The 17170-nt window shown below is 63.8% G+C and carries 16 protein-coding genes; 13 read left to right on the top strand and 3 right to left on the bottom strand.

What is annotated here, in order from left to right:
- Nucleotides 1–29 precede the first annotated feature (29 nt).
- From BGP00_RS06225 to BGP00_RS06200, 6 genes are all read left to right on the top strand, one after another.
- Nucleotides 30–494 (top strand): Rrf2 family transcriptional regulator, encoded by a 465-nt coding sequence (locus tag BGP00_RS06225; protein WP_168604518.1) that lies wholly within the window; start codon nucleotides 30–32, stop codon nucleotides 492–494.
- 76 nt (nucleotides 495–570) lie between these two features.
- Nucleotides 571–804 carry a hypothetical protein gene (locus BGP00_RS06220; RefSeq protein ID WP_292689998.1) on the top strand — a complete coding sequence of 78 codons (234 nt, stop codon included), beginning with the start codon at nucleotides 571–573 and terminating at the stop codon, nucleotides 802–804.
- A gap of 55 nt (nucleotides 805–859) precedes the next feature.
- Nucleotides 860–2524 (top strand): DNA repair protein RecN, encoded by a 1665-nt coding sequence (recN, locus tag BGP00_RS06215; RefSeq protein WP_168604520.1) that lies wholly within the window; start codon nucleotides 860–862, stop codon nucleotides 2522–2524.
- 103 nt (nucleotides 2525–2627) lie between these two features.
- Nucleotides 2628–3302, top strand: a complete 675-nt coding sequence (locus tag BGP00_RS06210) for a GNAT family N-acetyltransferase (protein ID WP_292690000.1) — start codon at nucleotides 2628–2630, stop codon at nucleotides 3300–3302.
- Between the two features lie 9 nt (nucleotides 3303–3311).
- Nucleotides 3312–5414 carry an NAD-dependent DNA ligase LigA gene (gene ligA, locus BGP00_RS06205; protein WP_292690002.1) on the top strand — a complete coding sequence of 701 codons (2103 nt, stop codon included), beginning with the start codon at nucleotides 3312–3314 and terminating at the stop codon, nucleotides 5412–5414.
- A 94-nt stretch (nucleotides 5415–5508) separates the two neighbouring features.
- Nucleotides 5509–6240 carry a methyltransferase gene (locus BGP00_RS06200; RefSeq protein ID WP_292690004.1) on the top strand — a complete coding sequence of 244 codons (732 nt, stop codon included), beginning with the start codon at nucleotides 5509–5511 and terminating at the stop codon, nucleotides 6238–6240.
- Nucleotides 6241–6476: 236 nt separating this feature from the next.
- Here BGP00_RS06200 and BGP00_RS06195 read toward each other — a convergent pair whose 3' ends face one another.
- Entirely contained in the window at nucleotides 6477–7460 is a 984-nt protein-coding gene (locus tag BGP00_RS06195; protein ID WP_292690005.1) for a 50S ribosomal protein L11 methyltransferase, read from the bottom strand.
- A gap of 194 nt (nucleotides 7461–7654) precedes the next feature.
- Between BGP00_RS06195 and sdhC the strand changes: the two genes are divergently transcribed.
- The 3 genes from sdhC to sdhA are packed head-to-tail and all read left to right on the top strand — an operon-like array spanning nucleotide 7655 to nucleotide 10262.
- A complete protein-coding gene (sdhC, locus tag BGP00_RS06190; RefSeq protein WP_168604709.1) occupies nucleotides 7655–8056 on the top strand; it encodes a succinate dehydrogenase, cytochrome b556 subunit in 402 nt (133 codons plus the stop codon).
- A 12-nt stretch (nucleotides 8057–8068) separates the two neighbouring features.
- The gene (gene sdhD / locus BGP00_RS06185; RefSeq protein ID WP_168604525.1) at nucleotides 8069–8449 is read left to right on the top strand and encodes a succinate dehydrogenase, hydrophobic membrane anchor protein; all 381 of its coding nucleotides are present in this window, start codon (nucleotides 8069–8071) and stop codon (nucleotides 8447–8449) included.
- A gap of 4 nt (nucleotides 8450–8453) precedes the next feature.
- A complete protein-coding gene (sdhA, locus tag BGP00_RS06180) occupies nucleotides 8454–10262 on the top strand; it encodes a succinate dehydrogenase flavoprotein subunit (protein WP_168604526.1) in 1809 nt (602 codons plus the stop codon).
- Nucleotides 10263–10579: 317 nt separating this feature from the next.
- On the opposite strand, the gene BGP00_RS06175 is transcribed toward sdhA, so the two are convergent.
- Together BGP00_RS06175 and BGP00_RS06170 are read right to left on the bottom strand one after the other, a co-directional pair.
- Nucleotides 10580–11098 (bottom strand): hypothetical protein, encoded by a 519-nt coding sequence (locus BGP00_RS06175; RefSeq protein ID WP_292690008.1) that lies wholly within the window; start codon nucleotides 11096–11098, stop codon nucleotides 10580–10582.
- Nucleotides 11099–11163: 65 nt separating this feature from the next.
- A complete protein-coding gene (locus BGP00_RS06170; protein ID WP_292690010.1) occupies nucleotides 11164–12078 on the bottom strand; it encodes a neutral zinc metallopeptidase in 915 nt (304 codons plus the stop codon).
- Nucleotides 12079–12318: 240 nt separating this feature from the next.
- Between BGP00_RS06170 and BGP00_RS06165 the strand changes: the two genes are divergently transcribed.
- The 4 genes from BGP00_RS06165 (at nucleotide 12319) to guaB (ending at nucleotide 16909) form a co-directional block, all read left to right on the top strand.
- On the top strand, nucleotides 12319–13794 hold the full coding sequence (locus BGP00_RS06165; protein WP_292690012.1) for a M20/M25/M40 family metallo-hydrolase: 1476 nt from the start codon (nucleotides 12319–12321) through the stop codon (nucleotides 13792–13794).
- Between the two features lie 92 nt (nucleotides 13795–13886).
- Nucleotides 13887–14213 (top strand): hypothetical protein, encoded by a 327-nt coding sequence (locus BGP00_RS06160; RefSeq protein ID WP_292690014.1) that lies wholly within the window; start codon nucleotides 13887–13889, stop codon nucleotides 14211–14213.
- Between the two features lie 210 nt (nucleotides 14214–14423).
- Nucleotides 14424–15305 carry a GGDEF domain-containing protein gene (locus BGP00_RS06155; RefSeq protein ID WP_292690016.1) on the top strand — a complete coding sequence of 294 codons (882 nt, stop codon included), beginning with the start codon at nucleotides 14424–14426 and terminating at the stop codon, nucleotides 15303–15305.
- Between the two features lie 146 nt (nucleotides 15306–15451).
- Complete coding sequence (guaB, locus tag BGP00_RS06150; protein ID WP_168604710.1) at nucleotides 15452–16909, top strand: IMP dehydrogenase; 1458 nt, start codon at nucleotides 15452–15454, stop codon at nucleotides 16907–16909.
- Nucleotides 16910–17170 lie beyond the last annotated feature (261 nt).

Here is a 17170-nt window from a genome sequence, read left to right as displayed (position 1 = left end):
CTTCGGATGGGCGCTGTTATGCCGCCGCCATGCTATCGCAGAAAACCCGCTACACGATCCGCGCGCTTCAGCACCTTGCTGACCTGTGGCAGCAGGGTCCGATTCGGCTCGACGCGATTGCCGAGGCGCAGAATATCCCACGCAAGTTCCTCACCGTCATCCTGTCGGAAATGGTGCGCGAAGGGCTGGTGATCAGCCATCGTGGCCGCGAAGGCGGCTATGAACTGGCGCTGGCGCCTTGCGACATCCGCTATGGCGACATCATCCGTCTGACGCGGGGCAGTCTGGCGCTCGTCCCCTGTGCGAGCCGGTTTGCCCACGAACATTGCGCCAATTGCCTGCCCGAGGCAGATTGCCGGTTGCGCGGGCTGATGCTAGCCGTGCGCGACGAAATGGCCGCCATGCTCGACCGGCTGACTCTGGCCGACCCGATCATGGTCGAGCCGCCCTTTGCCGATCCGCCCGAGGAATCACCGGCCGAAGCGGCGGAGTAAGATATTGTCCTTATCGGGATAATACCGGGGCTTAAGCCACCATCGCCCAGATTACCGCCGAAGGGCAGGGTCGAGTATGAGCGAATGGCGCAGAATTTCCGGGCAGGATCAGGGCGAATGGCTCGATGATGCCGCCGCCGCAGAGCTTGTGCGCGAGATGCTGCAAAACCCGCCGCCCATGCTGCATCCCGATGGGCCGGAATTGCTGAACCCCAACCGGGGGCAGCCCGCGTTTCATATCGAACATGGATTGATTCTGGGCGTCTGGCTGATTTCGGTGGCCGCTGCGGTGTGGCGCTGGATGTTTTGAAGGCGCTTGAGGGCATAGACGCGGGCCCGCGCTTCGGCTAGAACGATGCGCGAACATGCTTAGCCATCTTTCCATTCGCAACATCGTGTTGATCGAGGCGCTCGATCTCGCTTTCGCGCCGGGCCTTGGCGTGCTTACGGGCGAGACGGGGGCGGGCAAGTCGATCCTGCTCGATGCCCTGGGCCTGATTCTGGGGATGAGGGCCGACAGCGGTCTGGTCCGCGCAGGCGCCGAACTGGGCAGCGTGACCGCCTCGTTCGAACCGGGCGCGCTGCATGGCGCGGTGGCGCAGACGCTGGCCGATGCGGGCGTCGAGGTGGAGCCGGGCGAGCCCATCCTGATTCGGCGTCAGATCAAGGCGGACGGCGGGTCCAAGGCCTTCATCAACGATCAGCCCGCCAGTGTTGCCCTGCTGCGCGAAGTGGCGCCCTATCTGGTTGAAATCCATGGGCAGCATGATGATCGCGGGCTGGTCAATCCGCGTGGTCATCGTGCCTTGCTTGATCGCTATGCGCGGGTCGATACCGCCGCGATGGAGACCGCGTGGAAGGCCTGGGGGCAGGCCGAGGCCAAGCTGGCCAAGACGCGCGCGGGCATTGCCAAGGCGGCCGAAGATCGCGAACTCTATCAGGCGCATGTGGCTGAACTCGAAGCTCTTTCGCCTCAGGCAGGCGAGGAGGAGGAACTGGCCGGCGAGCGTGCGACCATGCAGAAGGGCGAGCGGTTGGCGGGCGATCTGGCTGCTGTGCAGCAGGTGTTTGCCGGATCGCATTCGCCGCTGGCCGAATTGCGCGTGGCGGCGCGGCGGCTGGACCGGATCGCGGGCGAACATGCCCTGCTCGAAGAAGTGCTGGCGGCGCTCGACCGGGCGATGATCGAGGCCGACGATGCCGAGGACAAGCTGAACCGGGCGCTCGATGCGCTGGCGTTTGATCCGCTGGCGCTCGACCGGGTGGAAACGCGCCTGTTCGATCTGCGCGCGGCAGGGCGTAAGCACGGCTGCGCGGTTGAGGAATTGCCCGCCAAGCTGGAGGAAATGCGCAGCGCCCTGAGCGCCATCGAGGGCGGGGAGGCCGAGGTGGCGGCGCTGGAACAGGCGGCGGCCAAGGCGCGCGTGGCATGGCTGAAACTGGCCGAGGCGGCGAGCAGCGCGCGGGCCGAGGCGGCCTTGCGGCTGGACGCGGCGGTCAAGGCCGAACTGGCCCCATTGAAACTGGACGCGGCGCGGTTTCGCACCGATGTGGCCCGGCTTAATGAAGCCCAGTGGGGGGCATCGGGCATGGACCGCGTTGAATTCATGATCGCCACCAACCCCGGCGCGGATTTCGCGCCTCTGGCCAAGATCGCTTCGGGCGGCGAATTGTCGCGCTTTATCCTGGCGTTAAAGGTCGCTCTTGCGGAAGAGGGCGGGGCGGCCACGATGATCTTCGACGAAATCGACCGGGGCGTGGGCGGCGCGGTGGCGCAGGCGATTGGCGAGCGTCTGGCGCGTCTGGCCTCCTCCGGACAATTGCTGGCGGTCACGCATAGTCCGCAGGTGGCGGCGCGCGGGGGGCAGCATTATTTTATCGCCAAATCCTCCGACGGGCTGGTGACGCGGACGGGCGTGGTCCTGCTCGACGGTGGCGGGCGGCAGGAAGAGATCGCGCGGATGCTGTCGGGTGCGGAAATTACGCCTGAGGCAAGGGCGCAGGCGGATCGGCTGCTGGAGCGGGTTTAGCAGCGCTTGCGGCGATGGCGGGCGAGGGCATTGGCTGTGTTTAAATGATGGTTGGGCGATGCCGGGTCTGGACCCTCGCCTTATCCTCTCTATATAACGTGTTATGCATCCTCTCGACCGCCCGTTCTGGACCGCCCTCAACACCCGCCAATCGCATCTGGCCCGCTGGAATGCGGGGCAGACCGCGGTGCGGATTGAGCCCGATTATGGCCCTTTCGCCAATGCCGCACCGGGGCAGGAGGCTGCGCTGGCCGAACTGTTGAACGGGGCGGAGGATGAAATCTGGCTGGTCGAACCCGAGGAAGTGTTCGCCCCCGGCCTGACCGCCAGGCTGACAGCACCCTTGGTGCAGATGGTGTCGCAAAATTCGCCGCCCGAGGCGGACTTTGCCGGGATCATGTCTCTGGATAAGAGCCATGCGGAACAGATGGCCGCGCTCGCCATTGCCACAAAACCGGGGCCATGGGGGCCAAAGACCCGCCTTTACGGGCAATTCTATGGCATGTTCGATGGCGAACGCCTGATCGCCATGGCGGGTGAGCGCGCTCGCCCCGGCGATGGCTGGGCCGAGGTCAGCGGGGTCTGTACCGATCCCGATTATCGCGGGCGGGGCTTGGCGCGTCGGTTGATCCTGCGGGTGATGGCCGATCTGGCGGCGCGGGGTGATCGGGCCTATCTGCATTCATGGGCCGGGAATGCTGCGGCGATAGCACTTTATGAACAACTCGGTTTCGCCATTCGGCGCCCGATGGTGGCGAGCGTGCTGACGCTGGGCTAAGAGGGTGTCATGACGATATCCCTGCCCAACGAAGCTGAAGCCGCCAACGAACTGATGCGCCTTGCCCGCAAGATCAACCGGGCGAACAAGGCCTACCATCTCAATGATGCGCCCGAGATCCCGGACGCCGAATATGACGCGATGGTCCGCCGCAATGCCGAGCTTGAAGCGGCCTTTCCGCATCTGATCCGCGCCGACAGTCCGACCAACAAGGTGGGCCATGAAGTGGCCGCTTCGCCCCTGCGCAAGGTGGCGCATGAGGTGCGGATGATGAGCCTCGACAATGCGTTCACCGACGAGGAAGTGGGCGAATTTGTCGCGCGCGTGCGGCGGTTCTTGAACCTTGCCGAGGACGCGCCGGTGGCCTTTACCGCCGAGGACAAGATCGACGGCCTGTCGCTCTCGCTGCGCTATGAACAGGGCAAATTGGTGCGCGCGGCGACACGCGGCGATGGACAGGTGGGCGAGGATGTGACCGCCAATGTCGCGCATATTCCCGATATTCCTCAGGAATTGCGCGGAGATGCGCCCGATGTTTTCGAAATCCGCGGCGAAGTCTATATGGAGCGCGCGGCCTTTATCGCACTGAACGAGCGGCAGGAGCAGGCGGGGGACAAGATTTTTGCCAACCCGCGCAATGCGGCGGCAGGGTCTTTGCGGCAGAAGGATGCGCGGGTGACGGCATCGCGGCCGCTGCGTTTTCTGGCGCATGGCTGGGGCGCGGCCAGCAGCATTCCGGCGGGCAGCCAATGGGCGATGATGGAGCGGATTGCGGCCTGGGGTGTGCCGGTTTCGCCCTGGCTGCAGCGCTGCGACGGTCTTGCGGCCATGCTCGACCATTATCGCAATATTCAAAAGCAACGCATTGACCTGCCTTATGAAATTGATGGAGTGGTCTACAAGGTCGATGACTTTGCCCTTCAGGATCGCCTTGGCTTTGTCGCCAAGGCGCCGCGCTGGGCCATCGCCCGCAAATTCCCGGCCGAGCGCGCCGAAACCACGCTGGAGGCCATCGACATCCAGGTGGGCCGCACCGGCAAGCTGACCCCTGTGGGGCGTCTGGCGCCAGTGCTGGTGGGAGGCGTCACGGTGACGAATGTCACACTGCACAACCGGGACGAGATCGCGCGTCTGGGCGTTCGGATTGGCGACCGCGTGGTGTTGCAGCGCGCGGGCGATGTGATTCCGCAGGTGGTGGAAAACCTGACCCGCGAGGACCCGCGCCCCGCCTTTGATTTCCCCGACCATTGCCCCGAATGCGGCAGCGAAGCCGTGGCCGAGGAGGGCGAGGTCGATGTGCGCTGCACTGGGGGGCTGATCTGTCCGGCTCAACGCACCGAACGCCTCAAGCATTTTGTCAGCAGGGGCGCATTAGATATTGAAGGATTAGGTGAAAAAACGATTCAGGAATTTTTCAACCTGGGCTGGCTGGAAAGTCCGGCGGATATTTTCCGCCTCCATCGCCGCCGCGGTGATATTGTCGGGCGCGAAGGTTGGCAGGACAAGTCTGTGGATAACCTGTTGAACGCCATTGAGGCCAAGCGACAGCCCGATGCGGCGCGGCTGCTGTTCGGGCTTGGCATTCGGCATGTCGGCGCGGTGACGGCGCGCGATCTGTGCAAGCGTTTCGTGACGTTGCCCGCGTTGCGCGCGGTGGCGCAAAAGGCCAACCAGTTGCGCACAGACGGAGATGCGGGCGCGGCCGAACTTCCCGAAGTGGCCGATGCGCGCGCCGAACTGGTGAGCATCGACGGGATTGGCCCCGCCGTGGTCGAGGCATTGGGCGATTTCTTCCACGAGGCGCATAATGTCAGCGTGTGGGAAGACCTTTTGAACGAGGTCAGCCCGCCCGACTATATCGTCGAAACCAAGGCCAGCGAGGTGGCGGGCAAGACGGTGGTGTTCACCGGCAAGCTGGAAACCATGAGTCGCGATGAAGCCAAGGCGCAGGCCGAAAGGCTGGGCGCGCGCTCGGCAGGGTCGGTCAGCGCGAAGACCGATCTGGTGGTGGCCGGGCCGGGGGCGGGCTCGAAACTGACGCAGGCGGAGAAACTGGGCATCCCGGTGATCACCGAGGCGGAATGGGCCGAGATCGTCGCGCGGGCTGGATAGCGAGCGCGTACAAAATCTTACATTCGCGGCCTTGGCAATCCCTCGCGTTAGGATAGGTTCCCATCCGTCTCATAATAGGTGGGGAGTATCAGATATGTCGAAGGCGTGGATGATCGCGGGCGCATTGGCGCTGGCCGGCACGGCGATGGTGCCGGGTGCGGTTCTGGCGCAGGGCAACAAGGCGGCCATCGCGGCGGCCCTGGCCGACAAGGATCGCCCCGAGGCCGATGTGTCGCGCGATGCCGGGCGCAAACCGGGCGATTTGCTGGCCTTTGCCGGGGTCAAGCCGGGCATGAAGGTGGGCGAATTGCTGCCCGGCGGCGGCTATTTTACCCGCCTGCTGTCCAAGGCGGTGGGCCCCAAGGGCGTGGTCTATATCTGGATGCCCGCCGGAACCCCGCCCGAGCGTCTGGCGCGACTCGATCCGATCCTGAAGAACCCGGCCTATTCCAATGTGAAGCTGGTGCTGGGCGAGCAGATCGCGCCGCCTGAAAAGGTGGACCTGATCTGGACTACGCAGAACTATCACGACCTGCACCATACCGGCAAAAGCCCCGAGCCGACCAATGCGGCGGCGCTGGCCGCGCTGAAGCCGGGCGGGACCTATCTGGTCAGCGATCATGCGGCCAAGTCGGGTTCGGGCACCACGGATACGGACGCGCTGCACCGGATCGACCCGGAACTGGTGAAGGCCGAAGTGGTCAAGGCGGGCTTCAAATTTGCCGGTGAAAGCAAGGCTCTGGCCAATGCAGAGGACGATCATACCAAGAAGGTGTTCGATCTGCATGACAAGACGGATCAGTTCTTGTTGAAGTTTACCAAGTAAGGGGTTTTGCCTCCGGCGGGCCAAGGGACTCGTCCCTTGGCAATCCCGTTTTGGGGTGGCGAGAGATTTGCCAGATTGCGTCATGATTTTGGAAAGCCTGCGGCGCGGAGGCCTTGCGCCGGATAGCGCCGCAGGCTTTCAATTTCTAACGGGGCGTCCGACACCCATTGGCCGAACCTATGGCGCAACGCATACAGTCATGGGAGCGCGAGGGACGAGTCCCTCGCATCATCCTTTCACCACTTCTTCGACCAATCCGGCAATGCCCCGACCTGCGAAGCATGCACCCGCGCATAGCTCCGCTTGCGCAGCCACAGGATCGACCAGTCGCCCGAAACCATCCGCGCGGCAAGGCGCATCCCCGCCCGGCGACAGGCGGCGCGCACCTGCGGCTCCTGCGTTTCCAGCAGGCCCGCCAGCAGCAGATGCCCACCCGGCACCAGCGATTTGGCGAAATCGGGCGCCAGCGAGATCAGCGGTCCGGCAAGGATGTTGGCGATCAGCAGATCATAAGGCCCGCGCGCCTGAAGCACCGGATCGTCCATGCCGTCGGCCACGACCATCGTGACCTCGCCCGCGCGGGCGCCCATGGGAAAGCCGTTGACCGCGCAATTATGTTCGACCACGCCGACGCAGGCGGCATCGATGTCGCTGGCCGTGGCATAGGCGCGCGGCCACAATTCCAGCGCGGCAAAGGCCAGCAGCCCCGTGCCCGTGCCGATATCGGCCACATTGCGCGCGATCACGCCCTGATCCTTCATATGGCCCAGCATGGTCAGGCAACCGGCGGTGGTTTCATGATGGCCGGTGCCAAAGGCTCGACTGGCGGGAATTTCAAAGGGGATCAGCCCCGGCACCGGCGCATGGTCGGGCGTGTGCACGCAGAATCGCCCCGCCACGATCGGTTCGAGTCCCTCCTGGCTGGCCGTGATCCAGTCGATATCGGGCAGGCGTTCGACGATCAGTTGCGGAGTCGCATCGGCAAACAACGCGATGACCGCATTTTTATCTGCCTTGCGCGGTTTGCGCGGCAGATAGGCCTCCAGCACCCATTCCTCGGGCTTGTCCTTGGCCACTTCGCAGCCCGACAGCACGATCTCGAAATCCCAGTCAAAGGCGTCTTCATGCGCGATCAGCGCCGCCTCGATCTGTTTGCGGGGGCCAAAAACGGTGATTTTCCAGTTTTCGGCGGATTCAGGGCTGTCATTGGCGTCGGTCATACCGGCGCAGATAGGCCCAAGGCCGACCAATGCCAAGTGGCCGCGAAAATGACCCGCGTGTTACCATTCAATTGCGACTTTAGCGGCAATGCCTCATTGTGAAGCTTGCACGCGACAAGGATTTGGCTAAGGGGTTCTTCGCGCGGGACTGTCCCGCAACGCAACATGAACCAGCCCAAGGGGGATTCGTCGCAATGGCTCAAGCCTCGCAAGCCCGCAAAGCGCGGCCGCTTTCACCGCATTTGCAGATCTGGCGCTGGGGACCAGCTATGGCTGTCTCGATTTTGCACCGTGCCACGGGCAGCGCCGCGTCGTTTGCCGGGCTTGGCCTGCTGCTCTGCTGGCTTGGCACTCTGGCTGCTGGTCCTGACGCCTATGCGCTGTTTTCGGCGCAGGCTGGCACCTGGTATGGCCGTATCGTGCTGATCGGTATCAGCTGGTCGGTCTTTAATCATGCCGTTTCGGGCATCCGTCACTTCCTGCTCGACATCGGCGCTGGCTTTGAAGTGAAAAGCAACAATTTCTGGTCGGCGCTTTGCCCGGTCATTGGCATCTTGCTGACGGCGGCCTTCTGGGCCTGCCTGCTGGCCCGTTAAGGGGATTGGAAGATGGGTAACGGAACTTCCGTAGGCCGCGTTCGCGGTCTTGGCTCGGCCCATTCGGGCTCGCATCACTGGCTGCTCCAGCGCTTTACCGCCATCGGCAATCTGGTGCTGACCAGCTGGCTGGCGGTTTCGCTGATGGCGCTGCCGAATTTCTCTTACATCACGCTGCGCGACTGGATCATCAGCCCCGTGACCTCGACCGGTCTGGCGCTGTTCGTGATCAGCACCTTCTGGCACGCGCGCCTTGGCCTTCAGGTCGTGGTGGAAGACTATGTTCATGAGGCCGGCGCCAAGTTCGCCGCCATGACCGCGCTGAACCTGGCCGCCTTTGGCGGCGCGGCCTATGGCCTGTTCAGCATCCTCCGTCTCGCGCTGGGAGCATAAGATAATGTCCGCGCCTGCTTACAAGATCATCGACCATACCTACGACACCGTGGTTGTCGGCGCCGGGGGCTCCGGCCTGCGCGCCACCATGGGCAGCGCAGAAGCCGGTCTCAAGACCGCCTGCATCACCAAGGTGTTCCCCACGCGCAGCCACACCGTGGCGGCGCAGGGCGGCATTGCGGCCAGCCTCAAGAACAACACGCCCGATCACTGGACGTGGCACATGTACGACACCGTCAAGGGGTCGGACTGGCTGGGCGATCAGGACGCCATCGAATATATGGTGCGTGAAGCCCCGGCTGCGGTTTACGAACTGGAGCACGCCGGCGTGCCCTTCAGCCGCAACGCCGACGGCACGATCTATCAGCGCCCCTTTGGCGGCCACATGCAGAACATGGGTGAAGGCCCGCCGGTCCAGCGCACCTGCGCCGCGGCCGACCGTACCGGCCACGCCATGCTCCACGCGCTGTATCAGCAGTCGCTCAAGTATGACGCCGACTTCTTCATCGAATATTTTGCCATCGACCTGATCATGGAAAATGGTCAGTGCCGTGGCGTGATCGCCATCTGTCTCGATGATGGCACGATCCACCGCTTCAAGGCCCATGCCGTTGTGCTGGCCACGGGCGGCTATGGCCGTTCGTACTTCACCGCCACCTCGGCCCATACCTGCACCGGCGACGGCGGCGGCATGGTTCTGCGCGCGGGCCTGCCCTTGCAGGACATGGAATTCGTGCAGTTCCACCCGACCGGCATTTACGGCGCGGGCGTGCTGATCACTGAAGGTGCGCGCGGCGAGGGCGGTTATCTGACCAACTCGCAGGGCGAGCGTTTCATGGAACGCTATGCTCCCTCGGCCAAGGATCTGGCCTCGCGTGACGTGGTTTCGCGTTCGATGGCGCTGGAAATCCGCGAAGGCCGCGGCGTTGGCCCGCATGGCGACCACATCTATCTGCACCTCGATCACATCGATCCCAAGGTGCTGGCTGAGCGTCTGCCGGGCATCACCGAGAGCGGCAAGATCTTTGCCGGTGTCGACCTGACCCGCCAGCCTCTGCCGGTGGTGCCGACCGTGCACTACAACATGGGCGGCATTCCCTGTAACTATCACGGCGAAGTCGTGACCATCGGGCCGGACGGCAACCCTGACCATGTGGTTCCGGGCCTGTTCGCGGTGGGCGAAGCGGCCTGTGTGTCGGTCCATGGCGCAAACCGCCTTGGCTCGAACTCGCTGATCGACCTTGTGGTGTTTGGTCGCGCAACTGGTCATCGCCTGAAGGAAATCGTGAAGCCGGGCATGGCGCATGGCGAACTGCCCGCCGACTCGGCCGATCTGGCGCTGACCCGTCTGGATCACTTCCGCCACGCCAAGGGCGGCAGCTCGACCGCGGAAATCCGCACCGAGATGCAGCGCACCATGTCGGGCCACGCCGCCGTGTTCCGCACCGATGAGCTGATGGCGGAAGGCAAGACCAAGCTGGCCGCGACCTATGACAAGATGCAGGACATCGCGATCAAGGACCGCTCGCTGATCTGGAACTCGGATCTGATCGAGACGCTTGAACTCGACAACCTGATCTCGCAGGCTTCGGTCACGCTGCATGGCGCCCACGCCCGCAAGGAATCGCGCGGCGCGCACGCTCACGAAGACTTCCCCGATCGCAACGATGGCGAGTGGATGAAGCACACTGTGGGCTGGTTCGACGGTTGGGGCGGCAAGGGTGGCAACGTCAAGCTCGACTACCGTCCGGTCCACGAATACACGCTGACCGACGACGTCGAATATATCAAGCCGAAGAAGCGCGTTTACTAAGACGCCGGTTTCGGATTGAAATGCAAAAGAGCCGGGGGTGAGGAGCCTTCGGCTTTTTTGTTTTAGAAGTAGGGTTGAATGCGAGGGTCTAGACCCTCGCGCTCCCATTATTGTATGCGTTGCGCCAAAAGCGCGGCCAATGAGTGTCGGACGCGGCGTCTGATGTTGAAAGCCTGCGGCGCCAATCAGCCTGATGCTTCTGCGCCGGAGGCTTTCCAAATTCATCACACAATCTGTCAAACCTCCCACCACCCCAAAAATGGGATTGCAAAGGGCCGTCGCCCTTTGCCCGCCGGAGGCCCACTTTCTTTAAAACCTTACCCCGGCCGCGCCGGATAGCCGCAACCCTTCTGCAATCCCACGCCCTTCAGGAAGGCCCGCCGCGCAAACCCGGCATAGATTGCCTGCTGCAAGGCTCGGTTCTCGGCATTGGCCCCGCTGATCTCGCGCACGATGCCACGAAAGGGCAGGATGCCGCCGACCAGATCCTGCGCCACCTTGCCGGGGATGACCTTGCGCCCGCTGCGCCGGGCGGCATCGACATCCTCGCCCAGCACAGCGTTGAGTTGGCGGACTTCTTTTTGCAGCGCCGGGCAGCGGCTCATGCCACTCAGTCCATAAGGGGCGGCCTGCGCGCGGACCAGAATGTCGGGCACCCCCTTTTTGCGGATGTTGAGGTCGCTCAGCGGCGTGGTCGCAACATCTTCAACGCTTGGCGCGGCGCGGGTGACGGGCGGCGGCGGCTTGGGGCTGGGGCTGGCCGTCTGGGCCTGAACCGAGCGCGGCGTGGCCAGCAACGGGATCAGGGCAATCGCGATCAATCGGCAAAGTGTCATGGGCTTGGTCCCGCTGTTGCGTTCCTCTCATCCATGGGAACGCGCGAGACGGCAAAAGGTGGCGCTTATCCCTTCACCGCCCCGAATGTATCGCATTTCGCCGGATCGCCGCTCTCCATGCCGCGCCGCAGCCATTCCATCCTCTGGGCAGAAGAGCCATGGGTGAAGGCGGCCTCGACCGGGGTGCGGCCCGCGGATTTCATCAGCGTATCGTCGCCGATCTGATGGGCGGCATTCAGCCCGCTTTCCATATCGCCCTTTTCCAGCCGGTCGCGGTTGCGCGCGGCCCAGACCCCGGCATAGCAATCGGCCTGAAGCTCCAGCCGCACAGAGAGCGGGTTGGCGGCGTCAGGGTTGCGCTCCTGTTGGGCCTGCACCTTGGCCGAGGTGCCCAGCAGGCTTTGGACATGATGGCCATATTCATGGGCGATCACATAATCGCGCGCAAACTGGCCGGTCGCGCCCAGTTCGGTGTCCATTTGGCGATAGAAGTCGGTGTCGAGGTAGATTCCGTGATCGGCGGGGCAATAGAACGGCCCCATCGCGCTCTGCGCCGCGCCGCAGCCCGAGGATCCGCGTGAAGAATAGAACACGAGGCGAGGGCGGGCGAAAGTATGCCCGCGCCCTTCGAACAGCCCGCGCCATGTCTTGTTGAGCGAGGAGAGCGCGTTGCAGCTCTCCCGGCTTGCCGCATCCACCGTGCAACTGCTGGCCGCATCGCTGCCGCTGGCCACGGGGCGCTGCGCCACCGGCGCGCCGACCGGGCCGCCGCCCGCCAGACCCAGCACGCTGAGCGGGTTGAAGCCCAGCATCCATGCGCCAATCATCAGGACCGCGATCGTGCCGATCCCCAGTCCGCCGCCGCCCAGTTGCAGCCCCTGACCGCCCCCGCCAAAGCCGAAGCCGCCCCCCAGACCACCGCCACGACCGCGCTGATCCTCGATGTCCACATCATTGGGGTCGAAATCGTCAAGCCGCATGAAACTCTTCCTGTTCCTTGCATCGCTAGATCGGGATTTTCCCCCAGCCTTGCAAGCACGGGATGATGCGTGGAGGCAACTTTCGGAATTTTCCCCATTTTGACGTCATCGCCGGTCTTGCGGGTCAAAGCGTTCTGTGTAGGCTGGGCTGCGATGACACGAGGCCGAGTAGCGACAGACAGCAGATGGCGGCGCAGCATTGTGCCGCCTGTGGCCGCGTTGCTGGCCGCTTTTTGTGCGATGCCCGCCGCTGCCCGTACCGACAGCAGGAGCGAGAAGCAGATCGAGGCGCAATTGCTTGAGCATATCCGCGTGCTGGCCAGCGACGATTACGGCGGGCGCGAACCGGGCACCGATGGCGAGGCCAAGACCTTGCGCTATATCGGGCGGCAATTGTTCGAGATGGGGCTGGTGTCGGGCACGAATCAGCCCGCCAATCCCTGGTATGCCCCGGTCAAACTGGTCGCTCGCGAACCGGCGGGCAGTGTGGCGCGTTTCTCGCGGCGAGGGCGGGTCGTGCCCTTTGATCAGGATCAGGCGCTGCTGCTGACCTCGGGGCGGCGGGCGTTGGTTCAGGGGGCGCCGCTCTATTTTGTCGGGCGGGGCAATATCGTGCCGCCGCGCGCGGAACTGGCGGGGCGGGTGGCGCTGCTGCTCGACGATCAGGGCGGACTGGGGGCCAAAGAGGCGCCCTATGGGCCGGATGCGTCGCTGCGCCAGAACGCCTTGCTGGCAGGCGGGGCGGCGGCGGTGGTCACGGTGCTGGATGGTCAGCGCACGCTGGCCGGTGTGGCCGAGCGGCGGCGACGTCAGGGCTATGCGCTGGCCAGCGAGGCGCTGGGGGGCGATATGGAGGGGTTCCTCTCACCCGAGGGGCTTGAGCAGGCGTTGGCGGGTGTGCCCGACAATCTGGCCAGTCTGAGGCGCGAGGCGGACAGGCCCGATTTCGCACCCCATCTGCTCGACGTTTCGGCCAGTTTCGAAGCGACGACGCGCGAAACCAGCATCCGCACGCATAATCTGATCGGCCGCATTCCGGGGCGCAAGCCGGGATCGGGCGCAGTGCTGCTGCTGGCCCATTGGGATCATTTCGGCCAATGCGCCAGCCCGCCCGCCGAACATCTGATCTGCAACGGCGCGGTGGACAATGCCAGCGGGGTTGCGGCCTTGCTGGAGGTGTCGCGGCGGCTGATGAAGGTGCCAGGCGGGATGGAGCGCGATGTGATCGTGCTGTTCACCACGGGCGAGGAAATCGGCCTGCTAGGGGCGGAGGCTTTTGCGGAAAACCCGCCGCTGCCGCTCAAGAATATCGTGGCTGCTTTCAATATCGACTCGGTGGCGATTGCGCCTGCCGGAACGCCGGTGGGGATCGTGGGGCGCGGGATGACGGTGCTGGATACCGGAATCGCCACGGTGGCGCGCGAACAGAAGCGCAAGCTGTCCATGTCGGATGAGCCCAACCGCTATATCCGTCGTCAGGATGGCTGGGCCTTGATGTCGCATGATCTGCCCGCTGTGATGGTGACCAGCGCCTATGGCGATCTGGCGCGGCTCGAGAAATATTTCGACACCGATTATCACCGCCCGCAAGACGTGGTGAAGCCGGGCCTCGAATTGGGCGGGGCGGCGGAAGATGTGGCTTTTCATGTCGCCTTGGTGCAGTATTTTGCCGATACCAAACGCTTTCCGGCCACGGTGGTAGCGGGCACACGCTGAAGCTTTCGGTGCCGTGAACGGGTGGTTCATTGACTGCCAATCGGGCCGGGCATATCCAAGGCAAGTCGTAACCTGCGACGAGGAGGGATTGTATGAAAAAGCTGCTTTTGCCGATGGCTCTGATGGCTCTGGTTGCGCTGCCCGCCAGTGCGCAAGCTGAACAGTGCCGCAACGCCAAGGGTCAGTTCGCCAAGTGCGGTACGCCCGGCGCGATGCCATCCAAGGCCAAGGCCGGCCCGGCGATGAAGCCCGCCGCTCCCGCCATGAAGCCTGCCGCACCGGCCATGAAGCCCGCAGCCCCGACGATGAAGCCCGCCATGGCGCCCGCCGCCGCCAAGCCCGCCGCCCCCGCGATGGCCCCGGCCAAGAAGGCGCCTTGCAAGGACGCCAAGGGCAAATTCATCAAATGCGCCGCCTGAATTTCTGACCTGTCCCGGACGGGATGAAAACAGCGCGTCGGGCCGATCGCCCGGCGCGCTGTTTTGCTTTGAAAATGCCGGATTTTGATGGTCAGGGCTAAGAATGTATGGTGAATTGTTAACCAGTCTTGATCATCCTTTTTAATCAGTAGTTATACGAATCATCGCTCCAAGAAACTTGCCGCTTTCGCCGGGGGAAAAGGGGTTGCCATGAATTTCTATCTTGCCACCTCGTTCATTTTTCCGCGCTCCTTGCGGATGCGGATTTTCTTCCTGTGCTTTGCGGCCACGCATGTGCCTTTGCTGGTCTATACGGTCTGGGGGCTGGCCACGGGGCGGATCGCTGCGGTGGCTTTCTGGCTCTTGCTGACGGCCACGGCGGGAGGGGCGGTGCTGGCGCTGCTGGGCATTGGTGCGCTGTTGGCGCCGATCGAGAAACTGGCCGATGCGCTGGGCGACCAGGATGGCGACCAGGATGGCGAGGAGGAAGGCGAGGGCGGGCACGATATGTCGCGCGCGCAGGATCTGATCCAGAAGCTGTACAATGGCGTCCATCGCGCGCGGCGTTCGACCGACAAGACGATGCGCGAACTGGATCTGGTCGCGCATGAAGACATGCTGACCGGCATTTTGAACCGGCGCGGTTTTATGAAGAAGATCAATTCCTTGCCTGCGTCTCAGCGGCATGGCTGCTTTGCCATTCTGGATATTGACTATTTCAAGCAGGTCAATGACGAGATGGGTCATGATGAAGGCGACCGCGTGCTGCGCGCGCTGGCGGGGCGTTTGTCGGAACAGACGCGGCGGGCCGATATTGTCGCGCGTTGGGGCGGCGAGGAATTCGTCGTCTTCTTCAACGGCGTGATCGAAACCGAGGCGTGCTGGGCTCTTGAACGCATCGCCTGGCGGATGCAGGGCGACCCGATCGGCCGGATCAAGGGGCGTCCGATCACCTTCTCGGGCGGGGTTTGCCGCTGGGTCGAGGGCGATCTGACCGGCTCGCTGATCCATGCCGACGAGGCCCTGTATGAGGCCAAGCGCAATGGGCGCGATCAGGTCTGCACGGCGGTGGCGCTGACCCCGGCGCGGTAAAACGTGGCCAACAAAAATCGCAATGTCATGAAAACAGCCTGAACTCCCCTCTAGCCCTTTGCGCCATGCTTGTTTACATGGGCCGCCACGAATCGATGGGCGGATTCATCAAACGCCCTTCAGCATGGGAATTCAGCGTGGCGATCATGGACATCTCTCTCGGCCTTACCTTCGACGACGTGCTGCTGCGTCCTGCCGAAAGCGACATCGTGCCCTCCATGGCCGATACGCGCACTTGGCTGACCAAGGGCATTGCGCTCAATATTCCGGTGATCTCGTCCGCGATGGACACCGTGACCGAGGCCGATATGGCCATCGTCATGGCGCAGATGGGCGGCATCGGCGTGCTGCACCGCAATCTGACCATCGAGGAACAGGTGGCCGCCGTGCGCGCGGTCAAGCGTTTTGAAAGCGGCATGGTGGTCAACCCGATCACTGTCGGCCCCGACGCCACGCTGGGCGAAGCGCGCGCGATCATGCAGGCCAACCGCATCAGCGGCATTCCCGTGGTCGAGGCCAGCGGCAAGCTGGTGGGCATCCTGACCAACCGCGACGTGCGCTTTGCCGACAATGCGGCCCAGCCGGTGCGCGAACTGATGACGCATGAAAACCTCGCCACCGTGCGCGCGGGCGTCAATCAGGACGAAGCGCGCAAGCTGCTGCACGCCCGCCGCATCGAAAAGCTGCTGGTGGTGGACGACGCCTATAAGTGCGTCGGCCTGATCACCGTCAAGGACATCGAAAAGGCCGTGACCTATCCGGCCGCGACCAAGGATGCCGCCGGTCGCCTGCGCGTTGCCGCGGCCACGACCGTGGGCGAAAAGGGCTTTGAACGCACCTCGGCGCTGATCGAGGCGGAATGCGATGTGGTGATCATTGACACCGCCCATGGCCATAACCGCGATGTCGCGCGCTCGGTTGAGCGCGTGAAGAAGCTTTATCCCCATGCGCAGGTGGTGGCGGGCAATGTCGCCACGGCCGAGGCGACCAAGGCGCTGATCGACGCGGGCGCGGATGCGGTCAAGGTCGGCATCGGGCCTGGCTCGATCTGCACCACGCGTATCGTGGCGGGTGTGGGCGTGCCCCAGCTCACCGCGATCATGGAAGCAGCCAGCGCCGCGCGTGATGCGGGCGTGCCGGTGATCGGCGATGGTGGTCTGCGCACCTCGGGCGATGCGGCCAAGGCTCTGGCCGCTGGCGCCTCGACGGTGATGGTCGGCTCGCTGCTGGCGGGCACCGAGGAAGCGCCGGGCGAAACCTTCATCTATCAGGGCCGCGCCTACAAGGCCTATCGCGGCATGGGCAGCGTCGGCGCCATGGCGCGCGGCAGCGCCGACCGCTATTTCCAGCAGGACATCAAGGACCAGATGAAGCTGGTGCCCGAAGGCATTGAAGGTCAGGTGCCGTATAAGGGCCCGGCCAAGGATGTCATTCACCAGTTGGTCGGCGGCGTGAAGGCGGCGATGGGCTATACCGGCTGCGCCACGATTGAGGAACTGCGCACCAAGGCGCGCTTTGTCCAGATCACCAACGCGGGCCTCAAGGAAAGCCATGTTCACGACGTGACCATCACGCGTGAGGCGCCGAATTATCCGACGCGTTGATTTTTTTGGGTTCATGCCTCCGGTGGGCAAAGGGTCTCGACCCTTTGCAATCCCATTATGGGGATGATGGGGCCCAGATTGTGTGATGATTTTTGAAAGCCTGCGGCGCTAGCAAAAGGCGCCGCAGGCTTTCAAATTGGAACGGTGCGTCCGACATCGGACGGCAAACCCGTGGCGCAACGAAGACAGTAATGGGAGCGCGAGGGACTAGTCCCTCGCATTCAATCCTTCTTTAAAACCCCCAAAAGGCGAAGCCTCGAA

The sequence above is a fragment of the Novosphingobium sp. 63-713 genome (assembly GCF_001898925.1).
Lineage (GTDB): Bacteria > Pseudomonadota > Alphaproteobacteria > Sphingomonadales > Sphingomonadaceae > Novosphingobium.
This window is presented reverse-complemented; position numbering and strand designations above follow the sequence as displayed.